General features: G+C 53.2%; 18 protein-coding genes. 14 read left to right on the forward strand and 4 right to left on the reverse strand.

What is annotated here, in order from left to right:
- Nucleotides 1-191: 191 nt before the first annotated feature.
- Nucleotides 192-1,235 (reverse strand): ParB/RepB/Spo0J family partition protein, encoded by a 1,044-nt coding sequence (locus ACFO9Q_RS10675; RefSeq protein WP_379181658.1) that lies wholly within the window; start codon nucleotides 1,233-1,235, stop codon nucleotides 192-194.
- Nucleotides 1,236-1,395: 160 nt separating this feature from the next.
- Here ACFO9Q_RS10675 and ACFO9Q_RS10680 point away from each other — a divergent pair, with 160 nt between their 5' ends.
- The 5 genes from ACFO9Q_RS10680 to ACFO9Q_RS10700 all read left to right on the forward strand — a co-directional run bounded on the left by ACFO9Q_RS10680 (nucleotide 1,396) and on the right by ACFO9Q_RS10700 (nucleotide 6,100).
- The gene (locus ACFO9Q_RS10680; protein WP_379181660.1) at nucleotides 1,396-2,151 is read left to right on the forward strand and encodes a class I SAM-dependent methyltransferase; all 756 of its coding nucleotides are present in this window, start codon (nucleotides 1,396-1,398) and stop codon (nucleotides 2,149-2,151) included.
- A gap of 8 nt (nucleotides 2,152-2,159) precedes the next feature.
- Nucleotides 2,160-3,542 carry a hypothetical protein gene (locus tag ACFO9Q_RS10685; protein ID WP_379181662.1) on the forward strand — a complete coding sequence of 461 codons (1,383 nt, stop codon included), beginning with the start codon at nucleotides 2,160-2,162 and terminating at the stop codon, nucleotides 3,540-3,542.
- Between the two features lie 33 nt (nucleotides 3,543-3,575).
- Entirely contained in the window at nucleotides 3,576-4,745 is a 1,170-nt protein-coding gene (locus ACFO9Q_RS10690) for a copper amine oxidase N-terminal domain-containing protein (protein ID WP_379181664.1), read from the forward strand.
- Nucleotides 4,746-4,825: 80 nt separating this feature from the next.
- The gene (locus tag ACFO9Q_RS10695) at nucleotides 4,826-5,260 is read left to right on the forward strand and encodes a DUF1284 domain-containing protein (protein ID WP_379181666.1); all 435 of its coding nucleotides are present in this window, start codon (nucleotides 4,826-4,828) and stop codon (nucleotides 5,258-5,260) included.
- 24 nt (nucleotides 5,261-5,284) lie between these two features.
- Nucleotides 5,285-6,100, forward strand: coding sequence for a GNAT family N-acetyltransferase (locus tag ACFO9Q_RS10700; protein WP_379181668.1), 816 nt, complete (start codon nucleotides 5,285-5,287; stop codon nucleotides 6,098-6,100).
- On the opposite strand, the gene ACFO9Q_RS10705 is transcribed toward ACFO9Q_RS10700, so the two are convergent.
- Nucleotides 6,057-7,319, reverse strand: coding sequence for a hypothetical protein (locus ACFO9Q_RS10705; RefSeq protein ID WP_379181670.1), 1,263 nt, complete (start codon nucleotides 7,317-7,319; stop codon nucleotides 6,057-6,059). The genes ACFO9Q_RS10700 and ACFO9Q_RS10705 overlap by 44 nt on opposite strands.
- 217 nt (nucleotides 7,320-7,536) lie before the next feature.
- On the opposite strand from ACFO9Q_RS10705, the gene ACFO9Q_RS10710 reads away from it, so the two are divergent.
- The 3 genes from ACFO9Q_RS10710 (at nucleotide 7,537) to odhB (ending at nucleotide 12,815) form a co-directional block, all read left to right on the forward strand.
- A complete protein-coding gene (locus ACFO9Q_RS10710) occupies nucleotides 7,537-8,454 on the forward strand; it encodes a prenyltransferase (RefSeq protein WP_379181672.1) in 918 nt (305 codons plus the stop codon).
- A 187-nt stretch (nucleotides 8,455-8,641) separates the two neighbouring features.
- Nucleotides 8,642-11,551, forward strand: coding sequence for a 2-oxoglutarate dehydrogenase E1 component (locus ACFO9Q_RS10715; protein WP_379181674.1), 2,910 nt, complete (start codon nucleotides 8,642-8,644; stop codon nucleotides 11,549-11,551).
- The gene (odhB, locus tag ACFO9Q_RS10720) at nucleotides 11,538-12,815 is read left to right on the forward strand and encodes a 2-oxoglutarate dehydrogenase complex dihydrolipoyllysine-residue succinyltransferase (protein WP_379181676.1); all 1,278 of its coding nucleotides are present in this window, start codon (nucleotides 11,538-11,540) and stop codon (nucleotides 12,813-12,815) included. Before ACFO9Q_RS10715 ends, odhB begins: the two co-directional genes overlap by 14 nt.
- An 87-nt stretch (nucleotides 12,816-12,902) precedes the next feature.
- Here the strand turns inward: odhB and ACFO9Q_RS10725 are convergent, their stop codons facing one another.
- Complete coding sequence (locus ACFO9Q_RS10725; protein WP_379181678.1) at nucleotides 12,903-13,790, reverse strand: helix-turn-helix domain-containing protein; 888 nt, start codon at nucleotides 13,788-13,790, stop codon at nucleotides 12,903-12,905.
- Nucleotides 13,791-13,909: 119 nt separating this feature from the next.
- On the opposite strand from ACFO9Q_RS10725, the gene ACFO9Q_RS10730 reads away from it, so the two are divergent.
- Both ACFO9Q_RS10730 and ACFO9Q_RS10735 read left to right on the forward strand, forming a co-directional pair.
- Nucleotides 13,910-15,028 carry a Gfo/Idh/MocA family protein gene (locus tag ACFO9Q_RS10730; RefSeq protein WP_379181680.1) on the forward strand — a complete coding sequence of 373 codons (1,119 nt, stop codon included), beginning with the start codon at nucleotides 13,910-13,912 and terminating at the stop codon, nucleotides 15,026-15,028.
- Nucleotides 15,021-15,869, forward strand: coding sequence for a sugar phosphate isomerase/epimerase family protein (locus tag ACFO9Q_RS10735; protein WP_379181682.1), 849 nt, complete (start codon nucleotides 15,021-15,023; stop codon nucleotides 15,867-15,869). Before ACFO9Q_RS10730 ends, ACFO9Q_RS10735 begins: the two co-directional genes overlap by 8 nt.
- 68 nt (nucleotides 15,870-15,937) lie before the next feature.
- On the opposite strand, the gene ACFO9Q_RS10740 is transcribed toward ACFO9Q_RS10735, so the two are convergent.
- On the reverse strand, nucleotides 15,938-17,122 hold the full coding sequence (locus tag ACFO9Q_RS10740; RefSeq protein WP_379181685.1) for a GGDEF domain-containing protein: 1,185 nt from the start codon (nucleotides 17,120-17,122) through the stop codon (nucleotides 15,938-15,940).
- A gap of 136 nt (nucleotides 17,123-17,258) precedes the next feature.
- Between ACFO9Q_RS10740 and ACFO9Q_RS10745 the strand changes: the two genes are divergently transcribed.
- The 4 genes from ACFO9Q_RS10745 (at nucleotide 17,259) to ACFO9Q_RS10760 (ending at nucleotide 24,661) form a co-directional block, all read left to right on the forward strand.
- Nucleotides 17,259-18,395 carry a glycosyltransferase family 4 protein gene (locus tag ACFO9Q_RS10745; RefSeq protein WP_379181687.1) on the forward strand — a complete coding sequence of 379 codons (1,137 nt, stop codon included), beginning with the start codon at nucleotides 17,259-17,261 and terminating at the stop codon, nucleotides 18,393-18,395.
- Entirely contained in the window at nucleotides 18,395-19,684 is a 1,290-nt protein-coding gene (locus tag ACFO9Q_RS10750) for a metallophosphoesterase family protein (protein WP_379181689.1), read from the forward strand. Before ACFO9Q_RS10745 ends, ACFO9Q_RS10750 begins: the two co-directional genes overlap by 1 nt.
- Nucleotides 19,685-19,938: 254 nt before the next feature.
- Nucleotides 19,939-23,169 (forward strand): AAA family ATPase, encoded by a 3,231-nt coding sequence (locus ACFO9Q_RS10755; RefSeq protein WP_379181691.1) that lies wholly within the window; start codon nucleotides 19,939-19,941, stop codon nucleotides 23,167-23,169.
- A gap of 895 nt (nucleotides 23,170-24,064) precedes the next feature.
- Complete coding sequence (locus tag ACFO9Q_RS10760) at nucleotides 24,065-24,661, forward strand: DUF1989 domain-containing protein (protein WP_379181693.1); 597 nt, start codon at nucleotides 24,065-24,067, stop codon at nucleotides 24,659-24,661.
- Nucleotides 24,662-24,714: the final 53 nt, after the last annotated feature.

The following is a 24,714-nucleotide window of genomic DNA, read 5'->3' on the forward strand; positions in this document are numbered from 1 at the left end:
ATGAAATCCTGCGAATGAGTGAGCATTCGTGAGAAAGCCCCTTAAATACGAGGGACGGAACTGAGCGCTGCTATATACCAATTATGAAGTCATATCCTCTGGGAAAAGGCACAATAACGGCGCTGAGTTCCGCAAGACTTCATGATTGGCGTATTATCATTAACATAACGGCTTACAGTTCCGTCCCTGCTCTAGTTGGGCAAGGGATGAGCTGGTACGTGCTGCGCCGCCGATTGTCTCACTTGCTTCCACTCGCCTAGCTCTCTCTCGAGTAGGGTGATGAGCTGGTCTACTTGCTCTGAGATTGCATCGTAATTCGTTAAAGATAAATTAGATTGGGATGCCGCCGGCCCTTCATCCTGCAGAACAGATAGCAGATCGTAAAGCTTCTTCTCCAGCGGAGGCAGAGGGGAGCCCGATGGCTGGTATTGAATGTGTGCGACCTCTGTCATCACTGGAGCAGCTTCGGACGAAGGAGCTCTCTTCACAGGCGCTGCCTTCGGCTCTGCAGGCTTCGCTCTCTCCGCCTTGTTCATCTCGCGTGTCGACCAGGTCTCAATGAGCTGAGGCCCCGTCTTGTACAGCAGCTTGTCCTTCAGGCTGGCGGACATGTCCTTGTCCTTAAACAGCTTCGCAATCTTCTTCACATCGCTGACAGGAAGCTCATCCCGGGCGATGATGAGCGCGAGCGGATCGCGATGCTCGATAGGCAGATCCTTAATGGGCAAGAGCTGCTCCTCAGTCAATCTGTCCTTGCGAATCTCCGTTCCGCTGACGATCAGCTTCTTGACCGCTTGGCCGAACTTCAGCAGCTCGCACTTGTTCTTAATGTAAGATTCCGGCTTGCCGAGCTTGCTTGCGAGGAACTTCGTGGAGCTGGAGAACCTCGTATCATGAAGCAGCTTGTGGAACGCTTCGCCCTCTTCAATAGGGGAGAAGCCTTCCCTGGTCAGATTCTCCGCAATCTGCTCGAGGTAGATCTCTACTTCATCGGTAACGGTCGATACAATGCAAGGGATGGTAGCTAACTCCAGCATCGTACACGCCTTATACCGCCGGTTGCCGTAGATGATGCGGTACCGACCGTCCTCCATCTTACGGACCTTAATGGGAGAGAGCAGGCCAAGCTCGCCAATGCTTCGCATGAGCTCCTCGAGCGCTTCCTCGTTGAACTGGTATCTGGGCTGATCCTTGTCTTCGTCAATGAGATGTGTCTCAATGAGGGTGATGTCCATATGTATTAATCTCCTATCTTTTTGCCTGAATTACGTCCGTGCTCACCGCCGATAGGCATGTCCCTATTATAACGTACTCGCTCCGTTGTGGGAATTAGTAGGGGAAGTTCGCAACTATTCCAGTCTAGCTGCGTTACAGATATTGGGAGAGTGATGGATAATGAACAGCAAGGAACGATTCACGAATCGCGTGGACAGCTATGCCAAGTATCGGCCCAGCTATCCGGCTGACATGATTCAATACTTATATCGTACGGTAGGCCTTTGTGCAGCCAGCCTCATCGCAGATATTGGGGCAGGTACGGGGATATTCACCAAGCTGTTGCTTACGGAAGGCAGTCAGGTCATCGCGATCGAACCGAACGAAGCGATGAGGGAGGCGTCCATGCAGGAGCTTGTTGAATTCGACGGCTATCAGTCAATGGCAGGCTCGGCTGAGAACACGAATCTCCCTGACCAGTCCGTTGACTTCATCGTCTGTGCGCAAGCCTTCCATTGGTTCGATCGCCCTGCAGCGAAGGTAGAGTTTGCTCGAGTATTGAAGCCGGAAGGGAAGGCGGCTCTCATCTGGAACTCCCGAAGAACGAGCGGAACGCCATTTCTGGAGGAGTATGACCAGCTGCTGCGGACGTATGGAACAGACTATGCGAAGGTGAATCACCAAAATATTTCAGCGAATTCTCTTGCTCTTTTTTTCAAGGAGGGGTCTATGCGTGTGGCTGAATTCCATAATGAACAGAAGTTCGACTACGATGGTCTGTTAGGCCGAATGCTCTCGTCCTCATACGTTCCTCTGCCCGGCCATCCGAGCTACGAGCCGATGACGGAGGCGGCTATGGAACTGTTCGTTCGCTGCCAGCAGAATGGTCAGGTCACGATAGAGTACTTAACAGAAGTCTACTGGGGAGAGGTGTAGGAAGGCGCATGGCTCGATTAAGGAAGCTTGTGGTGCCGATAGGCCTTGTCCTGCTGGCTGCAGCCGTGTGGCTGGTGTACCAACTGGTGATTGTGCCAACTCAGTCTCAGCCGATTGTGAAGGCAGACAGCTGGGATGAAGTGAAGCAGTATCAGTACGAGATGACTCCTGGACTGGAGCGGGCAGAGAAGCTTAAGCTGACGCGGAATTATGACCATGTTATGCAGATTCCGGGGACGGATGACACGCTGGTGTTGCATGAGGTGTGGTATAGTTCTGAGCTTGTATACATCCTCTACTCAGTGGATGCGGAGTCTAGCTGGAGTGGCGGTGTGAAGCCTCTCCTTAGCAATGTTTCATTCCGAATTGCGAATGAACAAGCAGATAGCAGTCCCGGTATGTATACTCTGAACTGGCATCCTGGCGAAGGAATCTACTACAAGGGTAGATTATATGGCAGGTTAGCAACGAACCCCTTAATGGACAAGGATAATAAGATCTTATCTGAGGTCCCCAGCATAACGATTGAGAGGCTAATCATTCAACAAGGGAACGAGCAGCAGTCGTTGAAGGATGTTACATTCCGTCTTAACTATAGCGCTGCAGATGAACGAGTGGAGACATTTCCTGTAGATCAGTCCTATGAAGCTCTTGATCATACTATCCGCTTCGATAGATTAGAGATGGGTCCTAACCATCTCAAGCTATACCTGGATGCAGACTCACGCTTGGCCGGAGAGAAGTATTATGGAGCAACGGTGTCGTTGAGAACGAATGAGGGAGAGGTAAGAGAAGGTAACATGAACACGAATATCGACGATGGGGAGAAGTATATTCAATTCCAGCCGCTTAATAAGAGGCCGACTGAGATGAGCTTAGAAGTAAAGTCTCTGAGGTATGTTAATCCTGCTCATCTATTAAAATTTGCCGTTGAAGGCCAATACCAATATAACCAAGTTGTCAAAAAATCAGGAGAAAATTACAATATAAACACGGATAAAAAGCTTGCAACAGTTGGTCAAACGGATGCCTACCTTGAAGAGCTCTACTATGATGATAGAGGTGTGAGCTTCACGATTGAATACAAAACGAAGAAAATGAAAAGGCCATACATAAAACTGTATGCAGATAGTCCTAGTATCAAGCTTCGTGGGATGGAGGAGCAGAATGAACAGACTCTTCAACCACCAAATCTCGTGCAAGTAATAAACGATAAAGGAGAACAGGCTGAGTACGGTCAGGCTGGATCAGGACCGGGAGACCGATTCAGTGTGTTCATAGACATAGAATCAGTCAAAACCTCAAAAAGCCTAGATGTTACCGTCTCCAACCTCATTACCGAGTTGGTAACGGATTGGAAGACAGACATTGCTATACCACCGGGGGACTAAAAAACCATACCAAATGAGAGGAGAACGATTACGATGAAGAAGAGGAAAGCAATACGGTATGTACAAGCCTTAAGTCTGGCTGCCATTCTATCAACAACAGCGATTGTTCCAGGCACGACGACACCAGAGGCGGGGGCTGCCGCGAGTGTAGTGCCGAGCAGCAAGGAAATTAAAATAACTTACAATGGCTATGCGTTCATTCCCGAAACGGCACCATTCAATGTGAACGGTACCGTATACTTGCCGGTGCGAGATGTGTCCGTGCTGTTAGGAGCAAGGGTTACTTGGAATAATCAGCTTAGAAGGGTGACTATCCAATATCCTGAGAAGCTCATCACGCTCGTTCCTGGAGCGACAGAAGCGACCATGAACGGCAAGAAGTCGAAGCTAACTGCTCCTGTCCTGATTAAGCAAGGCAGGACCTACATACCGCTTCGCTTCCTATCGGAAGCGTTAGGTGCCAACATCGCGTGGAACGGCACGACAAGAACAGTGAGCATTACACAGACGAATCTATATGCAACAAGCGAGAGTGCTGCCTATCCAACCCTGTGGTTAAGCCGAACATCTGGAGCGTTGTATACGGTGAATGACGCAGTTCAGATTCCAGTTAAATTCGGTAATCTGACGGCGAAGCAGCAAGGGAATATTGAACTGAAGGCTGATCAACTGGATTCTGGTGGAATGGTTGTAACGATTACGGACAACTATGGTGAACCGAGTATTCACAACACGGTGTATACTCTTTTCGTTAGCAATAGCAGAATCGTTAAGCAGGCGAAGGCGCAATATTTTCAGAGGTACGAACAGGGTCTCACTTCCTACCTCGGGCAGCCGCTGCTGAATGATGGCAAGACGCTGCTCCTGCTGGACGACAAGGGTATGACTCAGAAGGAATACGACTTAACTAAGCTTGGCGGTTACGATGAGAATTATGCCGTGCTCGGAATGGGTGAATGGTATATGGTTATCCGGCCTAACCAGACAGGGCTGCTGACACTCATTGATCTGGAGAGCAACGAGGCGATTCCGCTTCACAAGGAGTTCCTATCGGAGCTGGAGCAGGACTATTCCGAGACGAATGAGGTGCCGTACAAGGGCGACAACTTCACCTTCCGAGGAGAGACGCCGGACGGCAAGCTGAAGTTCGAATATCGCAGCATGCTGAATAGCAAGACCTATGACTACCTGTACACCCGTTGATGAAAAAAAATAATGTCAACCCCGCGATGTGGTACAATGGTTAACATTAACTCAATCCATGATAGGGAGCAAGAGTCGTAATGAGTACTGCCATTCGATTACGGGGACATCATCTGCTATGTCTGCTAGGCTTCAGAGGAATGGGCTATTCCGAGGCATTCTGCAACAATATGTCCGTTATCTATGAGAGATTAAGAGAGTCACCAGAGACGCTGATAGAGATTGTCGTCGGTCCCGATGATCTATGCCGCTTCTATCCCGCAGATAAGCCCAACCACTGTGAAGGTGGGGTCATGGAGCAAGATCAAGAGGTGCTTGCTAAGCTTGGCCTACAGCCAGGGTATATCGGGGCGTGGTCCAATGTGACAAGCCAGGTTGCAATGCAAGTGTTGCCAAGTGATATTAGTCACTTATGTGCAGGCTGCCCGTGGGAGTCCTATGGGGTATGTCAAGAGGGAGTGGGGCTGGTTGCGGAGGGCAAGCCGCTGCCGCCGCTGAAGCCCGCGAAGAAATAAGACACTTAGTAGAGGGGTTGCTGTATGCTGAGAGATTATGAGAGTGTGGAGGATGTGCTAGCTCAGCCTTCCTTCATAACCAATGAGGTGCCGTATAATCTGCTTCATCTAATCGCCCGTTCGGACGAAGCTGTCAGAGTCAGCTCCCCTCGCAGTGAACTGCTGTTAGCGCAGACAGCGGGCAATCATGCTTGGCTATGGATGTCGGATGAGATTAGTCAAGATGAACGTGCTGTACGGCTGCAACAGCTTGCAGATCATATCAAGTATATGGATCTGCCTGGAGTGACTGGAGCGCCGTCCGTTGCAGAGCCGTTCGCTGCTGCTTATGCGAGGATGAAGGGACTAGATTATAAGGTGCATATGCGCATGGAAGCCTATCATTGTCCTCGGGTTATGAAGCTGGAAGAAGCCGCAGATGGGGAGCTTAAGGAAGCTGAACCGAGTGATATCCCGCTCATTGCAGAGTTTCTATCGGGATTCGCTCGGGACGCACTAGGGCTGGAATCCGAGCCGTCTGCCGAGCTGCAGCATGCTGAGCAAGCCGTAGCCAGGGGCGGACTCAATCTGTGGATGTCTGGTGGCAATGTCGTCTCTATGGCGAACTTGGCACACCGTTCTCCGAGACATGGACGAATCAACATGGTCTACACACCGCCGGCTCTTCGCAAGCAGGGGCATGCCAGCGCCTTAGTCGCTTCATTGTGCGAAGAACTGCTCAGCGAAGGATTGACTCCGATGTTATATGCGGATTCCAGCAATCCGGTATCGAATAAGGTGTATCAGGAGATTGGATTCATCGCTGCGGGGAATATTGTGAATCTGAAGTTCCAACCTTAACGACACCCAAGTAATAGCTGCCTGAACTATCAGGAGAGGATAGAAGCACGACAAGTTCATCCGTGGACGGGCTCCACTGATAATCGATAATGGGAAGATAATCTGATGTGGCTAGCTTAGCTTCACCTCCGTCCTGATGGCTAACGACAAGGCGGGTACCCGTGACAGCAGTATCCGAACTGAAGCCGAACACGCCGAGCAGGTAGGCGAGACGGTCCCCTGTCGGTGAGAAGCTGGGGTGATTGACAGAGTATGCTCCTCCCGGTGAGCCCTCCTCATAATAAGGTGCAGAAGAGGATGTGCCATATTCAGGATTCATCGAGGAGTGTGCATCAAGGTCAACCGGCCACGGCTGTGTGGTGAGCAGATCCCCCTTCGTATCATACGACCGGAAGCTGCCATTCTCTGTAATAAGCAGCCTCTGAGCAGCTCCATTATAAGTCGCATAAGCAGCAGATGTACCATACGTTGTATCCAGCAGCTGTATCTCCTTCGGTTCTTCCAAGTGAACAAGCTTGTAACCCACCGCGTCATCGAAGCCGTTCCTGGCTAGCAGGGACTGGCCAGGCACAAGCCATTCGATCCGTCCCCAGAACCCCCTGTGCAAGGGGAGAACCTTCATCTGTCGACTGCCAAGATCGTACCTCGCGAGCTCATATTCCGGACCGGCTCCGTCTCCAAGCTGCTTGCCTGTCGCATGGAGGAAGAGGAAGCCGGAGCTGTCAGGCATCCATAGAACTTGAGTATCCTCAGGGCCTTCTGTCCACGAGAACTCTTCCCCTTCCTTATTCACTCCTCTAATTCCTTGTCTTGAATCATCCCAGTAAGCCACCCAATTCCCATCCGGACTGCTCGCCCGAGCAGTCTGTTCAGCTTGTTGCTGCAATTGCCGGGAAGCCTTCTTCATCTTGAGATTGTAGCTAACCTGTTGATCGTGAGCGCTGCCCGCATTTCTTACGACATACACTAATTCATCATCTGATACCATGCGGAAGGTGTTCACATGACCCCCTTCATCAATAGGGAGCTGAACATACTGGTGCAAATTAACCTCAAGCAAACGCTCAAAGTTCGTTTGCCCTTGACCAAGCTCTATCGCTGCATGTCCTTTGTCTACAGCTTGCGGAGCAGTCACGGGTTCATTAGTCGCTTCGGAGCATGCCGAGATCATTGCTGTCAACATTGCACATACGATTATCTTCCCCATGTATCTCTTCATAGCTAATCATCGCCTCTCGCCGTCTAATTAACATATTTATACAGATTAGACGCAAGGGCAAATGCATAAGTTGCGCACTTACAAATGAATAGTACAAGAGTTATACTAAGTGAGAATGTCATCGATGGTGGCTATTCACAATAGGAACACCGATAGATAATCCTTGAGCAGGTTATTCTATAGGTATCAATCTTACGGAGAGAAGGAGAACAGAGTTATGGACTCATTCAAGCAATTCATTAAGGCATCCAGATTCTATGTCATTCCCGTTATGCTCATCCCTGTCGCATTAGGCGCATTAGCCGTCTGGGTATGGGACGACACCTTGCACCCGTGGCTGTTCATCATCTCACTGGTCGGTGCGGGGCTTGCTCACTTATTCTCCAATATGATTAACGACTTGTGGGATTATTATAACGGAACGGATACAGCCGCTCAGCATACGGAAGGAGCCATCTCAACGAACTCAGGCTTCTTAACCGAAGGGACATGGAGCATACGTTCGTTCGCCATCATCACATGGGTGCTGTTCGGTCTTGCGATGCTATGCGGCATTATACTTGCTGTGTACAGCGGATGGCTAGTGCTCGCCTTCGGGGCGCTCGGTGCTCTGATTGCTTACTTCTATGTGGCACCGCCCATTCAATTCGGTTACCGCGGCAAGGGCTACAGCGAAGTCGCCATCTTGCTGTCATTCGGAATCCTTCCCGTAACAGGCGCCTACTACGTGCAGACATCGCAGTATGATACGCGTGCCTTGCTGCTGTCGCTGCCGATTGGACTGTTGACGACTCTGATCCTGTTCAATCATCACTTCCTACACTGGAGAGCCGACGAGCAGGCTGGCAAAAAAACGCTCGTCGTCGTCTGGGGCGAAGGCCGAGCGCTTAAGTTCTCTAAGGTGCTGCTGCTGCTCGCTGTTCTGTCCCTAGGCCTGTGTGTCATCTTGGATGCTCTTCCGGTCTATTCCTTGTTCGCTCTACTCGCCCTAATTCCATTGTTCAACGTATACAACAAGTTAGATAAGGTGAATCCGGCTCCTGCCTATATCCCTCTAATGGGTGCATCTGTTGGAGCGACTACACGGTTCGGCTTGATTCTGATCCTATGCTTGATTCTTCAAGGAATCCTCTAGAGAGCAGTAACTCGGGAATGGTCGCAAATCAAGATTGAAATCAACGAATAATGGCATAGGTTACAAGCCCTTAATAGGTTGAAGCCACCCTCATTATAATCTACAATAATAAAGGTTGTTCAAAGATCGGTATGACAATAGTCCTAATACAACACAATTAGAAGTAGAGAGTGGAGGGTTTGCAGCGATGAGCAGCGATGATAATAGGCAGTTATCGCCATGGCAAAGCTATTATGGTCCTAACCTCGGTTATGTTCAGGAGCAATATGAACGGTATGTGAACGATGCGCATTCCGTCGATGCGACGTTCCGGGAGCTGTTCTCCCGATACGGAGAGCCTCCGGCCTCTGAACAAGCGGATATTCAGAATCAATCAGCTGAGAGAGCAGCAGGGTCGGTACCTCAGTCTAATGATCCTTCTATGTTCCGCAAAGTAGTTGCAGCACATAAGCTTATGCTTAATATAAGACGTTACGGCCATCTAGCGGCCAACATTGATCCGCTCGGCATTAGCCGCTCAGCGGATACTCGTCTGCTTGAACCAGAGACGTTCAATCTGACGAAGGAAGACTTATCGGCCATGCCAGCTTCTCTCATCTGGGATTATGCACCGGATGATGTAGCGACAGGCTGGGACGCCATTCAACGTCTGCGTGAGATCTATACAAGATCGGCTGCTTATGAATTCGCTCATATTCACGAAGAGAGCGAGCGGGACTGGCTGAACCAGCAGGCAGAGTCAGGCTCCTTCCCTGCACCGCTATCCGCACGGGAGCGGGCTGCCCTGCTTGACCGACTGATTCAAGTTGAGAACTTCGAGACGTTCCTGCACCGCACATTCGTTGGACAGAAGCGATTCTCCATTGAAGGCGTAGACATGCTCGTGCCTGTCGTGGACGAGATCGTACGCGCGGTGGCGCATGACGGCGCCAGCCACATTCTGATGGGTATGGCACACAGGGGACGTCTTAACGTGCTGACTCACGTACTTGGCAAGCCGTATGAGAAGATCTTCTCCGAATTCCATCACTCTCCGAACAAGGAGCTCGTTCCATCTGAAGGCTCCGTTGGGATTAACTATGGCTACACTGGTGATGTGAAGTATCACCTTGGTGCAGATCGTGCTGTGAAGAATGGTGAGACCGTTCAAGCCCGCTTGATGCTCGCCAACAATCCGAGTCACTTGGAATATGTGAATCCCGTTGTCGAAGGCTTCGCAAGAGCGGCTCAAGAAGACCGCAGCAAGCCGGGTGCTCCTGAGCAGGACCCGAGCAAGGCTGTAGCGATTATCGTTCACGGTGATGCTGCCTTCCCAGGTGAAGGCATTGTGGCAGAGACACTCAACCTCGGCAAGCTGAGAGGCTACAATAACGGCGGGACCATCCATATTATTGCGAATAACCGTCTAGGCTTCACGACGGATAGCATAGACTCACGCTCAACACACTACGCAAGTGATCTTGCGAAGGGTTTCGAGATTCCTATCATTCACGTCAATGCCGACGATCCTGAAGCCTGCCTGGCTGCCGTGCGTCTAGCTTGCGAATACCGCAATCGGTACAAGAAGGACTTCGTCATCGACTTGATCGGGTATCGCAGATTCGGCCACAACGAGATGGATGACCCGGATGCGACACAGCCGCTCGTCTACAGCAAGGTTCGTACTCACCCTACGGTGAGCAATATCTATGCTGATCAGCTGCTTAGTGAAGGCGCAGTGACTGCTGAGATTGTAGATCGATTGAAGCAAGAGTCATTGAACCGTCTGCAAGAAGCTTATGACAAGATGAAGAGCAATGACAATCACAGCTCGGTTGACCGTTCGGTTAAGACTGGCGTCATCCGTCGCTATCAGGATATTGAGACCTCTGTGCCAATGGATAAGCTTCGTGAGATGAATCAGCATCTGCTGGCTAGACCTGACACCTTCACTGCCTACTCGAAGCTGAATCGCATTCTGCAGCGCAGAGCGACAGGCCTTGACGAAGGGGAGAAGGTCGATTGGGCCATGGCCGAATCACTTGCCTTCGCAAGCATTCTGGCAGACGGCACGCCGATCCGCTTGAGCGGTCAGGATTCAGAGCGCGGAACGTTCGCCCATCGCCACGTCGTATTGAATGACTTCAAGACTGGCGAGAAGTTCTCTCCGATGCATACGCTGCCGCACGCGAAGGCTTCATTTGCCGTACACAACAGTCCGCTCTCAGAGAGCGCGGTACTTGGCTTCGAATACGGGTATAACGTATTCGCCCCTGAGACGCTAGTCATTTGGGAAGCCCAGTATGGCGACTTCGCTAACGTGGCTCAGGTTATTTTCGACCAGTTCATCTCTGCCGGACGTGCGAAGTGGTCTCAGAAGTCAAGCCTCGTCATGATGCTTCCGCACGGTTATGAAGGGCAAGGACCAGAGCATTCCAGTGCTCGCCTAGAGCGCTTCCTGCAGCTTGCGGCCGAGGAGAACTGGACCGTGGCGAATCTGTCATCCTCCAGTCAATACTTCCACCTGCTGAGAAGACAGGCAGCCGTAACCGGTAAGGATGATGCCCGACCGCTGGTGCTCATGGCGCCGAAGAGCTTGATTCGGAATGCTCGTGCTGCTTCCCCTGGCATAGAGCTGACGCAAGGGAACTTCCGTCCGCTGCTGGATTATGCCCGTACAGGAGAGCGTCCTGAGCAGATTAAGCGTCTTATTCTGTGCAGCGGCAAGGTGTCCGTTGACCTGGAGGAAGCACTTGAGGCTGAAGGGGCAAGGGATACGTCTTGGCTGCACGTTGCGAAGGTAGAACAGCTCTACCCGCTCCCTCAAGAGGAGATACAGGCGGTGCTGAGCCGTTACAAGAACCTGGAAGAGATTGTATGGGTGCAAGAAGAGCCGCAGAACATGGGTGCATGGACTTATATGGATTCAAGACTGCGTGCCATTGCTCCGAAGAAGGTAGAAGTTCGTTACATTGGCCGTCCTGAACGTTCCTCCACAGCGAGCGGACATCAAGAGGTACACAGCTTCGAGCAGCAGCGGATTATCTCGCTTGCGACAGACCCGCAATCCCTGAAGGCAGTCAAAGTTAAGGAGGTCGAGACGAATGTCAGACATTAAAGTACCCGATCTGGGTGAATCTATAACAGAAGCTACCATTACGACTTGGCATGTGAAGGTAGGAGATACCGTCTCTCAAGGCGATGTCCTGCTGGAGCTGGAGACGGATAAGGTTAACGTAGAGATTAGCGCGGAAGAGAGCGGCGTCATTGGCAGCATTGCCAAGGGAGACGGCGACACCGTGAATGTAGGCGAAGTCATTGGTTCCATCGGTGCTGCTTCCGCAGCACCGGCTGCTCCTGCTCCTGCTGCACAAGCAGGTGCCACTGCTCCGGCAGCGGTGGAAGCTGCTGCACCTGCAGCAGTTGCCGTAGCTGCACCGCCAGCAGCGGTTGCTGCATCCGCATCGGCGGAGCAGTCTTCCGTCATTGCGACACCAGCGGCACGTAAGCTGGCTCGTGAGCAAGGGATAGATCTTGCGCAGGTTCAGAAGGACAGCATCGGCCGCGTGAACAAGCAAGGCATTGAAGCTCATGCTGGACAAGCTGTTCCTGCACCAGCTCCGGCGGCTCAAGCTGCGACACCGGCTGCACCTCCTGCCAAGCCGGCAGCGGTGTTCACGAAGCCTGTCGATCGGAAGAAGATGTCTCGCCGCCGTGCGACGATTGCTAATCGCTTGGTGGAAGCACAGAGAACAGCTGCGATGCTGACGACGTTCAACGAAGTCGACATGACCGCTATCCTGGATGTCCGCAAGCGCCGCAAGGATGCCTTCAAGGACAAGCATGAGGTAGGCCTTGGATTCATGTCCTTCTTCACGAAGGCAGTCATTGGCGCGCTGAAGGCATTCCCGCTCCTTAACGCTGAGATTGACGGAGAAGATATTGTCGTGAAGAAGTTCTACGACATCGGTATCGCTGTATCAGCTAAGGAAGGTCTAGTCGTTCCAGTCGTGCGTGATGCGGATCGCCTGAGCTTCGCTGAGATTGAGAAGCAGATTGTCGATCTAGCAGGCAAGGCGCGTGCGAACACGCTTGCCATCTCTGATCTGCAAGGCGGCAGCTTCACAATAACGAATGGCGGCGTGTTCGGCTCCTTGCTGTCCACTCCGATCATTAATGCACCGCAAGTCGGTATTCTCGGCATGCACAAGATTCAGTGGCGTCCGATTGCCATCGATCAAGAGAAGATGGAGAATCGTCCGATGATGTACATCGCCCTGTCTTATGATCACCGAATCGTAGACGGCTCTGAGGCCGTTCGCTTCCTTGTGACGGTGAAGGAGCTTCTCGAAGATCCGGAATCCCTGTTGCTTGAAGGCTAACCTTCATTGTTAATCCTACCTATATTAAGAGGCGGTTCCTTATCACAGCTGTGATGGGAACCACCTCTTTATGCTCATATGAACAGGCTAGCTTGAGGACTTCATCCGGCGATAATCTGAAGGGGACATTCCCTGAGTGTCGCGGAATATTCGGGCGAATGTCTTGTAGGAGCCGTATCCGACCTCCATCGCGATCTCCGTGACACTCATCTCGGTAGATACTAAGAGAGAGCAGGCATGCCTCGTTCGAAGATCATGCAGGAAGTGAACGAAGGTCTGTCCGGTCGTCTGCTTAATGAGCTCGCTTAATCGGGATTGACTAAGGTTGAAGCGGCCGGCTAAGGAAGTAAGTGTAATATCCTCTTGATAGTTGCGATGGATATGGTAGATAATCGGCCAATTGGAGCCGGCCTTATCCGTCGTAGTATGGTCTATGGCGAGGGGCGTGTTGTCGGGATTGTCGCTTCTCTCTCTGCGCCTATACCGATCGAAGCGGATAATGACCTCCTTAAGCTTAGCCTGCAGCAGGGTCTGTCTCCAAGGAGAATCCTCTACATACTCGGTATAGAGCTCGTCCATCAGGCGGCGCATCATCTTCTGGTCCTCCTGCTTGAACTCGGTATGAGCAGTCAACTGGTCCAGATCCGTGAGCAGCCCGCGCAAGCCGCCGCCTAGTCCCGTCTCCGCAAGCAGTTGAATGGCGAACATGCAGTTATACAGAACGAGCTTGTCGCTGGGGTCACTGATCAGTTCATGCACCTGGTAAGGAAGCACGAAGGTGAAGGTGCCGGTCACCATCTTGTGCCTAACCCCATTAATCACTTCCCAGCCGTTGCCTGCAATCACATAGGACAGCTCCAGGAAGTCATGCCGATGGGCCGGGTAGCCTCGTTCGATCGTGTTTTTACTTATATGGAAGGGGAAGGAGGATTGCATATTCGGGTAGGACTTCAAGTATAGAGGGATCTGTGTCATGCAGGTTGATTCCTTCCGAAGAACTGAGATATTTTCCGAAGAAGCGGGCAAGCTTTTGTCTTCCTCTCATTTTATCATATAGGAGGAAGATTCGGTTGGGGAAAGCGAGAGGATAATAGATGGGACTACAAGATAAGATTAGAATTGGTGTAATTGGCGCAGGTAATATTGGTAACGTTCACATTGAGCAATTCAAGCAGCTGTCGGCCTTGTGCGAGATTACGACGGTGACAGATACATTCCTGCCGCTGGCCCAGCTCCGAGCAGAAGAGCACGGTATCCCTCATGTGGCGGCGAGTGCTGAAGAGCTAATTGCCTCAGACGAGGTAGATGCGGTCATCATTGGGGTTCCTAACCAGTTCCACGCACCTCTCTCCATCCTTGCGCTGCAATCCGGCAAGCATGTACTGCTGGAGAAGCCGATGGCCATCCATTCTGATGCTGCTAGAGAGATTGTACTAGCTAGCCAGCAGTCTGACCGAATATTAATGGTATCGCACCAGATGCGATTCGAAGCGATTCCGATGGAGATTAAGCAGCAGGTGGAGCAAGGGGAGCTAGGACGCATCTACACAGCGAAGACTGGCTGGTTCCGCCGTAAGGGCATTCCAGGCTGGGGCACTTGGTTCACACAGATGAATCAATCCGGCGGGGGGCCGCTAATTGATATCGGTGTGCATATGCTGGATCTAGCCTTATACCTCATGGGCAATCCGAAGCCGGTATCCGTGTACGGTTCCACCTATTCGGAGTTCGGTCCAAGGCGCAAGGGAATTGGCAACTGGGGCCGCCCGGATTGGAGCGGTGTCTATGATGTCGAGGATCTGGCAACAGCACTGATCAAGATGGAAGACGGAAGCACGCTGTCGCTTGAAGTGAGCTGGGCGGTTCATATGGATACCGATAACACGCCATTCATCCATCTGATGGGTACGGAAGGCGGAGCGAGCTACCGAGGCGCGGAAGGCAAGCTGCTGACGGAGAAGTTCAATCGTCCATTCGAGACGAATCTGCACAAGCCGGAAGGGGATGAGGGAGAGCGTCAGCGTCTCAGCCGTCACTTCCTGGCATGCATCCGCGAAGGCAAGCAGCCAATCTCGGATGCACTCAGCGGGTTCACGAACAATCTGGTGCTGGATGCCATCTATGAATCGTCCAGAACCGGTAATGAAGTGAAGCTGAATTGGAATCTGGAAGAGCAGGCTTCGGACAATAAGGGGGCTGAGCAATATGCTTAGAGGCTTATCAAGAGCAGGTCTTGGCGATGTCGGAACGGATGAGCGGTTCATCGAGCTGGCAGGGCAATATGGCTTCGAGTCGGTTGATCTGGATGTGTTAGCCTTCGTTCGGGACTATGGAGCAGAGCGGGCGAACGCTATTCTGAAGGACAACCTAATTACCGTGGGTGCCTTCGGCTTGCCTGTTGAATGGCGATCGACCGAGGAGAAGTTCCAGGAAGGGCTTGCTGTACTCGTGGAGAGCGCTGCGGCTGCGGCTGCTGTCGGCTGCCAAGCATGCTGTACGTATATCCTGCCTTCAACAGATGAGAGCTCCGCACACTTCATGGCAGTAGCAACGAAGCGGATGCGCGTCATTGCTAGAATTCTGGGCGCATACGGCATCAAGCTCGGGCTGGAGTTCGTAGGTCCGCATCACCTTCGCACGGCATGGAACAATCCGTTCATCTGGACCGTTCAGGAGACGCTGGACTGGATCGACGCGATTGGCGAGCCGAACGTAGGGCTGCTGTATGATGCTTATCATTGGTACACGAATGAGCTGACGGTGGAAGATATTCTGTCGCTGCGTGCGGAGCAGATCGTTCATGTCCATCTCAATGATGCGAAGGATGTGCCCGTTCAGGATGTGCTCGATAATGATCGCCTCTACCCGGGTGAAGGAGTAATCGACCTGGCAGGATTCCTTGAAGCGCTGCGTACGATTGGCTACGCGGGCCCTGTCTCGCAAGAGATTCTAAGCAAGTCGGCTCCGGAGCAATCGGCGGAAGAGCTGTTCGAGCGTTCTAAGGCTGGCTATGACAAGGTTTTCGGAGCGGCAGAGACTGTTAGTGTGAGGTAGTATTATAAAACGAAACGAGACCAGCAGTGTAATCTGCGGTCTCGTTTTTGTTATATAAATAGAAAATATTAGGATGACTTCGCTGCTGCTCTGGACCTTGAACCAGTCGGAGTCGAGAAGAAGCTCACCTTGTTCTTGCCGGTTGTCTTCGACATATACATCGCTTGATCCGCCTGCTTAATCATCTCCTGCACGTCCGAGCTGTCCTTCGATGTACTGACACCAACGCTGATGGTAACCATCGTCTCGTCCTCTACACGCTTGCGAATGGATTCTGCTACCCGATCTGGCTTGACGCGGTCTGTTGCGATGCAGGCAAGCAGCTCTTCTCCTCCATAGCGGCCGGCAGCGCCGATCCCGGTTGACTCTTCCTTAATAATCTCCGATACCTGCTTCAGCACGCCGTCTGCCTTGTGGTGGCCATGCGTATCGTTCAGCTTCTTGAAGTTGTCAATGTCGCAGAAGATGACGGCCATCCCCTTGCCCCGGCTCATCAGCTGGTCCGCCTTCACACTGAAGTGCCTGCGATTATACAATCCGGTCAACCCATCTGTAATGGACGATTGGTGGGTGCTGACGAGCCGCTCGATCACCCAGTCAAACAACAATAGGAAGAGAAGCGTATAATAGACGATAGGGAGCAAGTGGCTGAGCAGCAGCAGCCAGGCAACTGAACCGTGGAACACATAGCCGTCTGCGAGTCTTGCAAGCTCATAGATGAAGTAGACGATTAGACTTCCGTAATACTTGCTGTTCATCTCTGCGCCCTTCGTATCGAGCAGCACCAGGAATGTAACGACTAGCGCATAGAAGTCGAGGGCAAGGAAGTTAAGCGAGCCCCCTTCAACCATCCTGTCCATCCTGGCGGGATCGGCAATGACCTGACCCGCAGCAATGAGCAGGGCAAGCGAGATCATGATGACGAATGGAATGACTCTAAGCTGGGCGGAACGATAAGTGTACAATTTCATAAATACAAAGTTTATAATAATGAATGAGACAATCTGCAGCATCGTCGCGCTTAGATGCAGCCAAGGCGACAATGACCAGCCGGGATAGGTAAGTACGACCAGCAGGGAGTATTCCACGATCATGAATGGAATAGCAGCGATGAGCAGATGATAGGGGGCTCTCTTGCGATAGCCCTTATGCAGCCGAACCGACATGAACATCATAAGCACGAGGATAATGATGACGCAGGCCGAAGAGAACAGCTGGCCGGAAGTGCCGGACAGCCACTGAATAATTGTCATGGAATTACCACCGTTATCTAATAGAGTTAGTAAGGATAGGTTAGTTGTTACAAAAGCTTTGCAGAAACATATGTTCTACTATATCATGATAAAAGCCAGACGAAAAGAAGCAGGTTACACGAAGGGGGCAGCTCGAATGAATATTTTACAAGCATTGTTTTTCCCGCCGGAGCAGCCAGGCGGGGTGTCCTCCATGATTCCATACATCCAGGACCGATTCAAGAAGGTCGGCTGGCAGATGGAGCTATTCTCCTTACCGAAGCGAGTTCGGGGCAAAGGCCAAGAAGAGGTCGTATTCGATACATTTGATATCACCCCTTATATAGGCAATCCAATTGTTGATAAATACCTGCAAACGTACCGCGATTATGTGTGGTGGACCCGAATGAGGCTTAAGAATCCGTCGTACGACCTGATTCATGCTCATCATCCGATAGCGGCGCTGGTGATGAAGCAGCTATACCCGGACACTCCGCTCGCCGTTACGATTCACTCCAGCTATGAGAGGGAGCTCATGCTGAACGGCCGAATTACAGAGGGAAGTATAGAGCACAAGTTCCTTACTTCTATATACGGAGAGTTGGAGCAAAAAGCTGATAGATTGCTAACGGTATCTGAATCCTTCCGTCAATATATGGCGCCATATCTAAAGCACCCTGATGAGGTGAAGGTTATTCCGAACGGCTTCGATGAGAAGCGGTTCAAGCCAAGCGCCCACGAGAATGCGGTACCTCAGCTCATAACCGTATGCCGGCTCGTACCTGCTAAGGGGCTAGATATTCTGCTGCACGCCTGTGCGGAGCTGAAGCGGCGAGGCCATCCATTCGTGCTTCATATTATCGGGGACGGGCCGATTCGCAAGGAACTCGAAGAGCTGGCTGTCGAATTGAACTTATATGATGATATTATTTTTTACGGCTATATGCTTCATCCTGAGGAATTCATGCCCTTCTTCGATATCTTCGTCCTTCCGTCGAGAGCGGAGGCGTTCGGCTCCGTATTCGCTGAGGCAGCGCTGTGCTGGCTCGCCCTCGTCGGGACGAATGTCGGCGGGATTGCGGAGCAGATTCAGGATGGGGTGAACGGACTGCTCGTTCCTCCTGAGGATCCGATTGCCCTCTCTGACGCGCTGGAGAAGGTCGTTACCGACCCGACATACCGCTACCAGCTGGCTCGATCAGGGTGGGACAAGGCGAAGAAGGTGTACTCACTTACCCGCGTCATCTCTGAGCTTAAGAAGGTCTATCAGTCGCTGAAGGAAGTGGAAGGCTGATGGCGGTCCCCTTCCGGTTCATTCATGCGGCAGACCTGCATCTGCACAGTCCCTTCAGAGGGCTGTCTCAGATGCCTGAAGGGATTCAAGACCGTCTGAGGCAGTCTACCTTCGGGGCGCTTCGGAGTCTGACCGACACCGCGATCCGGGAGAAGGTTGACTTCATGGTCATCGCCGGCGATCTGTTCGATGAGGCGGACCGTTCGCTTAAGGCGCAGCTGGCGCTCGTCCGAGAGTGGGAGAAGCTGAGTGAGCATGGCATACAAGTGTTCGTTATTCACGGTAACCATGATCCTCTGAGCGGTGCAAGAGCGAGTCTGAGACTGCCGAGCAATGTCACGATATTCGGGTCGGATCGAATGACCTATGAGCCGGCTTACCGCAGAGACGGTGAGCTGGCTGCTTTTGTATATGGGATGTCCTACGGGACTCGTCATGTGACTGATAATCTAGCGGCAGGGTATGTGAAGGCGGCAGGAGCTCCATTCCACATCGCTATGCTGCACGGCAATGTGAACGGTGATGCAGAGCATGATCCTTATGCGCCTTGCTCCTTGACTGAACTCATCTCCAAGGGATATGACTACTGGGCACTGGGTCATATCCACAAGAGAGCGGTTCTACATACATATCCTCATGTTGTGTACCCAGGCAATACACAAGGCCGGCATTCCCGCGAGCAAGGTGCGAAGGGATGCTATGTGAATGAGGTTCGTGAGACGGGTGAGCTCGTCATGACGTTCTGTGAGCTGCATGAGGTGTTATGGTCGGATATCGAAGTCCCGATTGGGGGATTGCATACCGAGCATGAACTGGCCAATCGTCTGCAGGAGGTGCTGCTGCAGGAGCTGGACAAGGCGGGCGAGTCAACGGTCATGCTAAGGTTCGTGCTCACTGGCACGGGCAGGCTGCATCATGAGCTAATGAGCGCGGTGACCGTGAGTGTGCTGCTCGAGCAGCTGCAGGAGTTGTGCTTGGAACAGCCTGAAGCCGGATGGGTGTATCACTTGGAAGCTGCGACTGCACCTGAGTACTCTCGGCAACTGCTGGAGGAGGAAGACAGCTTCATCGGTGAGATGCTTCGCTTGGCAGCACGTATGGAAGCGGATGAAGGACGGCTCCGTGCGCTGACAGACGAAGCTGTCGCGCCTCTGACTGGACATGCGAGGCTTGGCCGTCTGCTGCGCAGCAAGTGGGATAAGCATCCGCAGGAGCGGCTAAGGAAGGCAAGCGAGCTCGCCATTCACCTGCTTGCAGTAGAAGCGAATGCAGGTAAGATTGAGACTTAGAGATGGAGAGAGATAGCTGGAGTGGCAGAAGCAAGTAGAGGCAATCAAAGGCAGGCAGAGGTAAGCAGAGGCAAGTCGAGGTAAGCAAGGCAGGCAGAGGTAAGCAGAGGCAAGTCGAGACGAGGTAAGCAAGCAAAGCAAGGTAAGCAAGCAAGTAAGCAAGCAAAGCTTCTTCTGCTTGCAGAGGAAGCTTGGAAGGAAGAAGAGGCCTTCGGGCTGGAGAGCGATACGTGAGAATTGGGCGGTGAAGGCAGATGAGGCTCATAGAGGCCCAAGTGGATGGATTCGGTAAGCTGAACAAGATGCGTTGTAACCTGGATGCGCCGCTTGTCGTGCTGTATGGTCCGAATGAAGCAGGGAAGAGCACGATGTTCTCCTTCGTGCGAACGATGCTGTTCGGGTTCGCCAGGAGGAATCAGCTCGCAGAGCGACAGGAGCCTATACATGGCGGCAATCATGGCGGAGTGCTCTTATTCCGTGGACAGGACGGGAGCCGTTACCGGCTGGAGCGTTATGCTGCTGCCAGCGGGAAGCTGCTCATTCGGACGCTGGACAGCGTAGAAGATACAGGATTCACGCTTAGTCAGACGGATTGGGAGCGAAGATTCCTCGGCGGCATATCAGAGAGAGTGTACCGCCAGCTGTTCGCCATAACACTGACGGAACTGCAGGAGATTGGAGCGATTACAGGAGAGGAGCTCGGCAAGCAGCTGTATAACGCCGGATGGGAAGGCGGACAAGCGATTGCGGAGGCTCAGAAGAAGCTTAGTCAAGAGATGGATGTGCTGTTCAAGCCACGTGGCAGCAATCAATCGATGAATCAGCTGCTGAAGCAGCTGGAGGAGACGGATCAAGCACTGCGCAGGCAGATTAGTGGAATTGACGTGTATAACCAGCTTCAGTCACAGCTGCAAGCGCTGGATGCCCGAATAGGCGAGCTTGAGATTGAGGTGCCGCGTCTGCAGCAACAGTCGGCTGAGCTCGTCAAGGCAGGACGTATACGTGACTTGTGGCTTAAGCAGCTGGAGCTGGCGCAGAGGAGAGAGACTCTCGCATACTCGGATGGGGTGTCGATGGAAGGACGAAGCTCTTGGTCGACACTGTTCGAGGAGCGTCAGCGCAGACGCGAGAGGCTGGAGGAGCTGGGTCGAGAGCTTCAGCTGCTTCAGCAGAAGCGGTCCGGAATGATGCTGAATGATGCCTTGCTGGAGAGTGCCGATGAAGTGGAGAGCTTGATGCTGTCCGCGGAGAGTATGAGACAGCTGGAGCAGGACAGCCGAGATATGAACAGCGACCGGATTCGGGAGATTGAGGCGGTCGGACGATTGCTTCAGCTAATCTCGGATGATTGGAGCGAGGACCAGCTTCGGGCGTTCCGCGCAGGAGTTGCGGATCGTGAGTATGTCCGCGAGGCGAGGCAAGCGGCCATGGAAGCTGCGAAGGCAGAGGAGCGAATAGCGGCAGAGCTGCGTGCCCTCTCTGCGCAGGAGCAGGAAGCGGTCTATGCCCTGCAGGGCTTGACTGCGCATGGCGAACATGCGTCTGTTCGCCAGATGGGGTTCGTGCCTCAGACTCGTGAGGCACTGAAGAGCGCGTGGAACGCGTTCGACGCGGCGCTCCGCGAGTGGGAGCTCGAGCGGGTGCGAGCGGAGCCTGAAGCGGGGGGGAGCCGCGGAAGGGTCGCGCGCGGCGGAGCGGCGCCGCTGTGGGCGGCAGCCGCAGCGGCGGGCGGAGCCGCGCTCGCGCTGGGCGCGGCCTCGCGCGGCGGAGCTGGCGGGGGGAGCCCGGTCTTGGGCGCCGGCGCAGCGGTCATTACCGCGGCTGCGCTGGCGCTGGGGGTGCTGGCCGCTGCGAGAGCGAGGGCGAAGCCGCATGGCAGCGATCGCTCTCGCAGAGCTGGCGGTGGAGGCGGGTTGACCGCTGCCGCAGGCACGCTGTCCGCTGCTGCTGGCGGCAGTGCCAGGCTGCGCGAGAGGGGGCAGCGTGTAGAGCGAGCGCTGCATGCTCTCGTTCGAGAGCCTGGAGAAGCAGCAGCAGCTCTGCTTAGCATGCCGAGTGGAGCTGCTGAGCTTGATGAGCACTCACGAGCTGCAGCCCAAGTTCGCAGCGAGCTGCAAGCTGCCGTCGAAGGGCAGCTGGAGGAGCTGCTGCGCAGGGAGAATGACAGCGCGTCTCGCGAGCAGCTATCCCGCAGCCTTGCCCGCATTCGGGAGCAGCTGGCTGAACGCAGGGAGTTCTATGCAGCCGCCCAGCACAGCCGTGAAGCAGCCGCGCAGCAATGGCGGAGCTGGCTTGCTGCAAGAGAGCTGCCGGAGCAGCTGTCTCCGGATGCTGCCCTCGAGGTGTTCGACCTCGCGGAGCAGGCGCTCCAGCATCTCCAGCGCGCCGACCGGCTTGCCGCGAGGAAGCGCGCCGCCGACATACAGCTTACTGCGTTCCGCGAGCAAGCTGCAGCCCTATGCACAGCCAGCGCCGAGGCCGGCCGCCAGCTGGCTGCAGACCCCGCGCTTGCGCTTCGCCTGCTGCAAGCGGAGACGAGGAGCCAGGCCGCGCTGCAGGCCGAGGCTCACCGAATCGATGAACGGCTTGCCGAGCTGCGGCTGGCCGTTCAAGATCAAGATCTCCGCCTGACAGCCGTTCAGGCGGAGATGGCGGAGCTCATCCGCGAGGCGGGACTCGCTTCCGAGCCCGAGTTCATCGCCGCGCTGGCAGATCGCGCGGCTCTCCACGAGCTTGATCAACACTATGCGAAGCTGTCGCTTGAGATGTTCGCGGGAATGCCGGAGGAGCGAAGAGGCCGACTGCTCGAACTGCTTGAAGCGCATGACGGGGAAGAGCTGGAGCGGCTCAGCCGTGACACGATGCAGGAGCTGCAAGTGTACGAAGGAGAGCTGATAAGTCAGCTGGATAAGCGGGGACGGACCCGCCAATCATTGGATCACTTGCTCCAGGAGGAGGAGCAGCGAAGACTTCAGGAGCAGCGTGAGATGCTAATGACGAAGCTGGACAAGCAAGCGGATCGCTATGCCCTGCTCTCTACGACGGCTGCGCTCCTTGCTGCGACCAAGCGAATCTACGAGGAGGAACGCCAGCCTGCGGTTCTTCGCGAGGCTTCCCGCTACATTCAGATTTTCACACAAGGGAACTATGTGCGTGTAGCTGCTACACCGGGTGAATCCACGATTCAGCTCGAGAATGCCCAAGGTCGAATGGTAGACCACTTCATGCTTAGCAGGGGGACAGCCGAGCAAGTGTACCTAGCCATGCGGCTTGCACTAGCTCATGAAGCTTCTCCGGATGTATCGCTGCCAATGCTGATGGACGATCTCTTCGTCAACTTCGATCAGGATCGATTGGATGCCGCTTCGTCAGTGTTAGCCGAGCTGTCCGCTCATCGCCAAGTGATTGTGCTGACTTGCCATACTCATGTCCGGGATACGATCTTAGCACGGAATCCGAACGCCATCACACACACGTTGAGTTAACCCATATACCATAGCACCACAATGTGATGCTGCAGCAACAATAGGGAGATGGCTCCAGACACCTCCAACTACTTAAATCGCATCTGTAAGGGTCCTGAGGACCCTTGCAGACTCCAGCAACTACCTAACCCCCTCCTGCAAGGGTCCTCACAACCCTTACACACACCTCCAACTAGCTAAATCCCTTCTGCAAGGCTCCTCAAGACCCTTACAGACACCTCCAACCACCTAACTTCACTCTATAAGGGTCCATCACGACCCTTACACACACCTCCAACTAGCTAAATCCCGTCTACAAGGGTCTCACGCCCCTTACAGACGGAGTTGGTTGATAGCCGTAGCACCACAATGCGATGCTGCAGTAGCAAGATGTGGTTAGTTGAGAGCTATAGCATCACAATGCGATGCTGCAGCAGCAAGATGGGGTTAGTTGATAGCTATAGCATCACAATGCGATGCTGCAGCAGCAAGATGGGGTTAGTGGAGAGCTATAGCATCACAATGCGATGCTGCAGCAGCAAGATGGGGTTAGTTCAGAGCTATAGCATCACAATGCGATGCTGCAGCAGCAAGATGGGGTTAGTTGAGAGCTATAGCATCACAATGTGATGCTGCAGCAGCAAGACGGGGTTAGTTGAGAGCTATAGCATCACAATGCGATGCTCCAGCAGCAAGATGGGGTTAGTGGAGAGCTATAGCATCACAATGCGATGCTGCAGTAGCAAGATGGGGTTAGTTGAGAGCTATAGCATCACAATGTGATGCTGCAGGAACTAGATGCTGCAGCAACTAGATGGGGTTGGTTAGTGAGCTAACTGTATAATGCTGCCTTCCTAAGCCATCTTATAAGGATGAACTTTATAAGGATGAACTTAGATTGAAGGAGGCATTGTGTATGGAGGAGAGACACTGGGTGGTGGAAGCAAGGCAAGGGGTCGCACTGCGACTTAATAAGGGTGAGGTTGTGAGGATTACAGATCTAGATGGGCAGCAGGTGGCAGACTTCGTCGCCTACATGGCACATGATCTGTTCGAGCGTCTTGACCCTGCGGTCACGATGGATGTCATCCGCAAGACCCAGCCTGAGCCTGATGACTTGCTCTACTCTACGGCTTATAGGCCGATGCTTCGGCTGATTAAGGATCAAGTAGGCAGGCATGACTTCACGAATGCGGCTTGCCGCTCTGAGATGTACGAGCTGCTCTATGGCCGGAGCAACCATCCAAGCTGCTATGAGACGCTGAACCGTGAGCTGAAGGCGTTCGGGATCGAGCCTCCGAATCAGCATTATCCGCTGGGAATATTCATGAATGTGAAGGCAGATGAAGCTGGCAAGATAACAGTGGAAGTGCCGTTGTCGAAGGCTGGCGATTACGTCGAGCTGCGGGCCGAACAGGATCTCATCATCGGCATATCTGCTTGTCCGTGCGAGGAGAGTGCATGCAATGGATACTGCTGTACCCGCATCGGAGTGGACATTGTGAGCGTATAGCACCCCTCTCAAGCTATTCCCTCCAACTCCGCGCTCCCAGCTCTACCCTCGCA

The sequence above is a fragment of the Paenibacillus sp. GCM10023252 genome (assembly GCF_042653305.1).
Lineage (GTDB): Bacteria > Bacillota > Bacilli > Paenibacillales > Paenibacillaceae > Pristimantibacillus.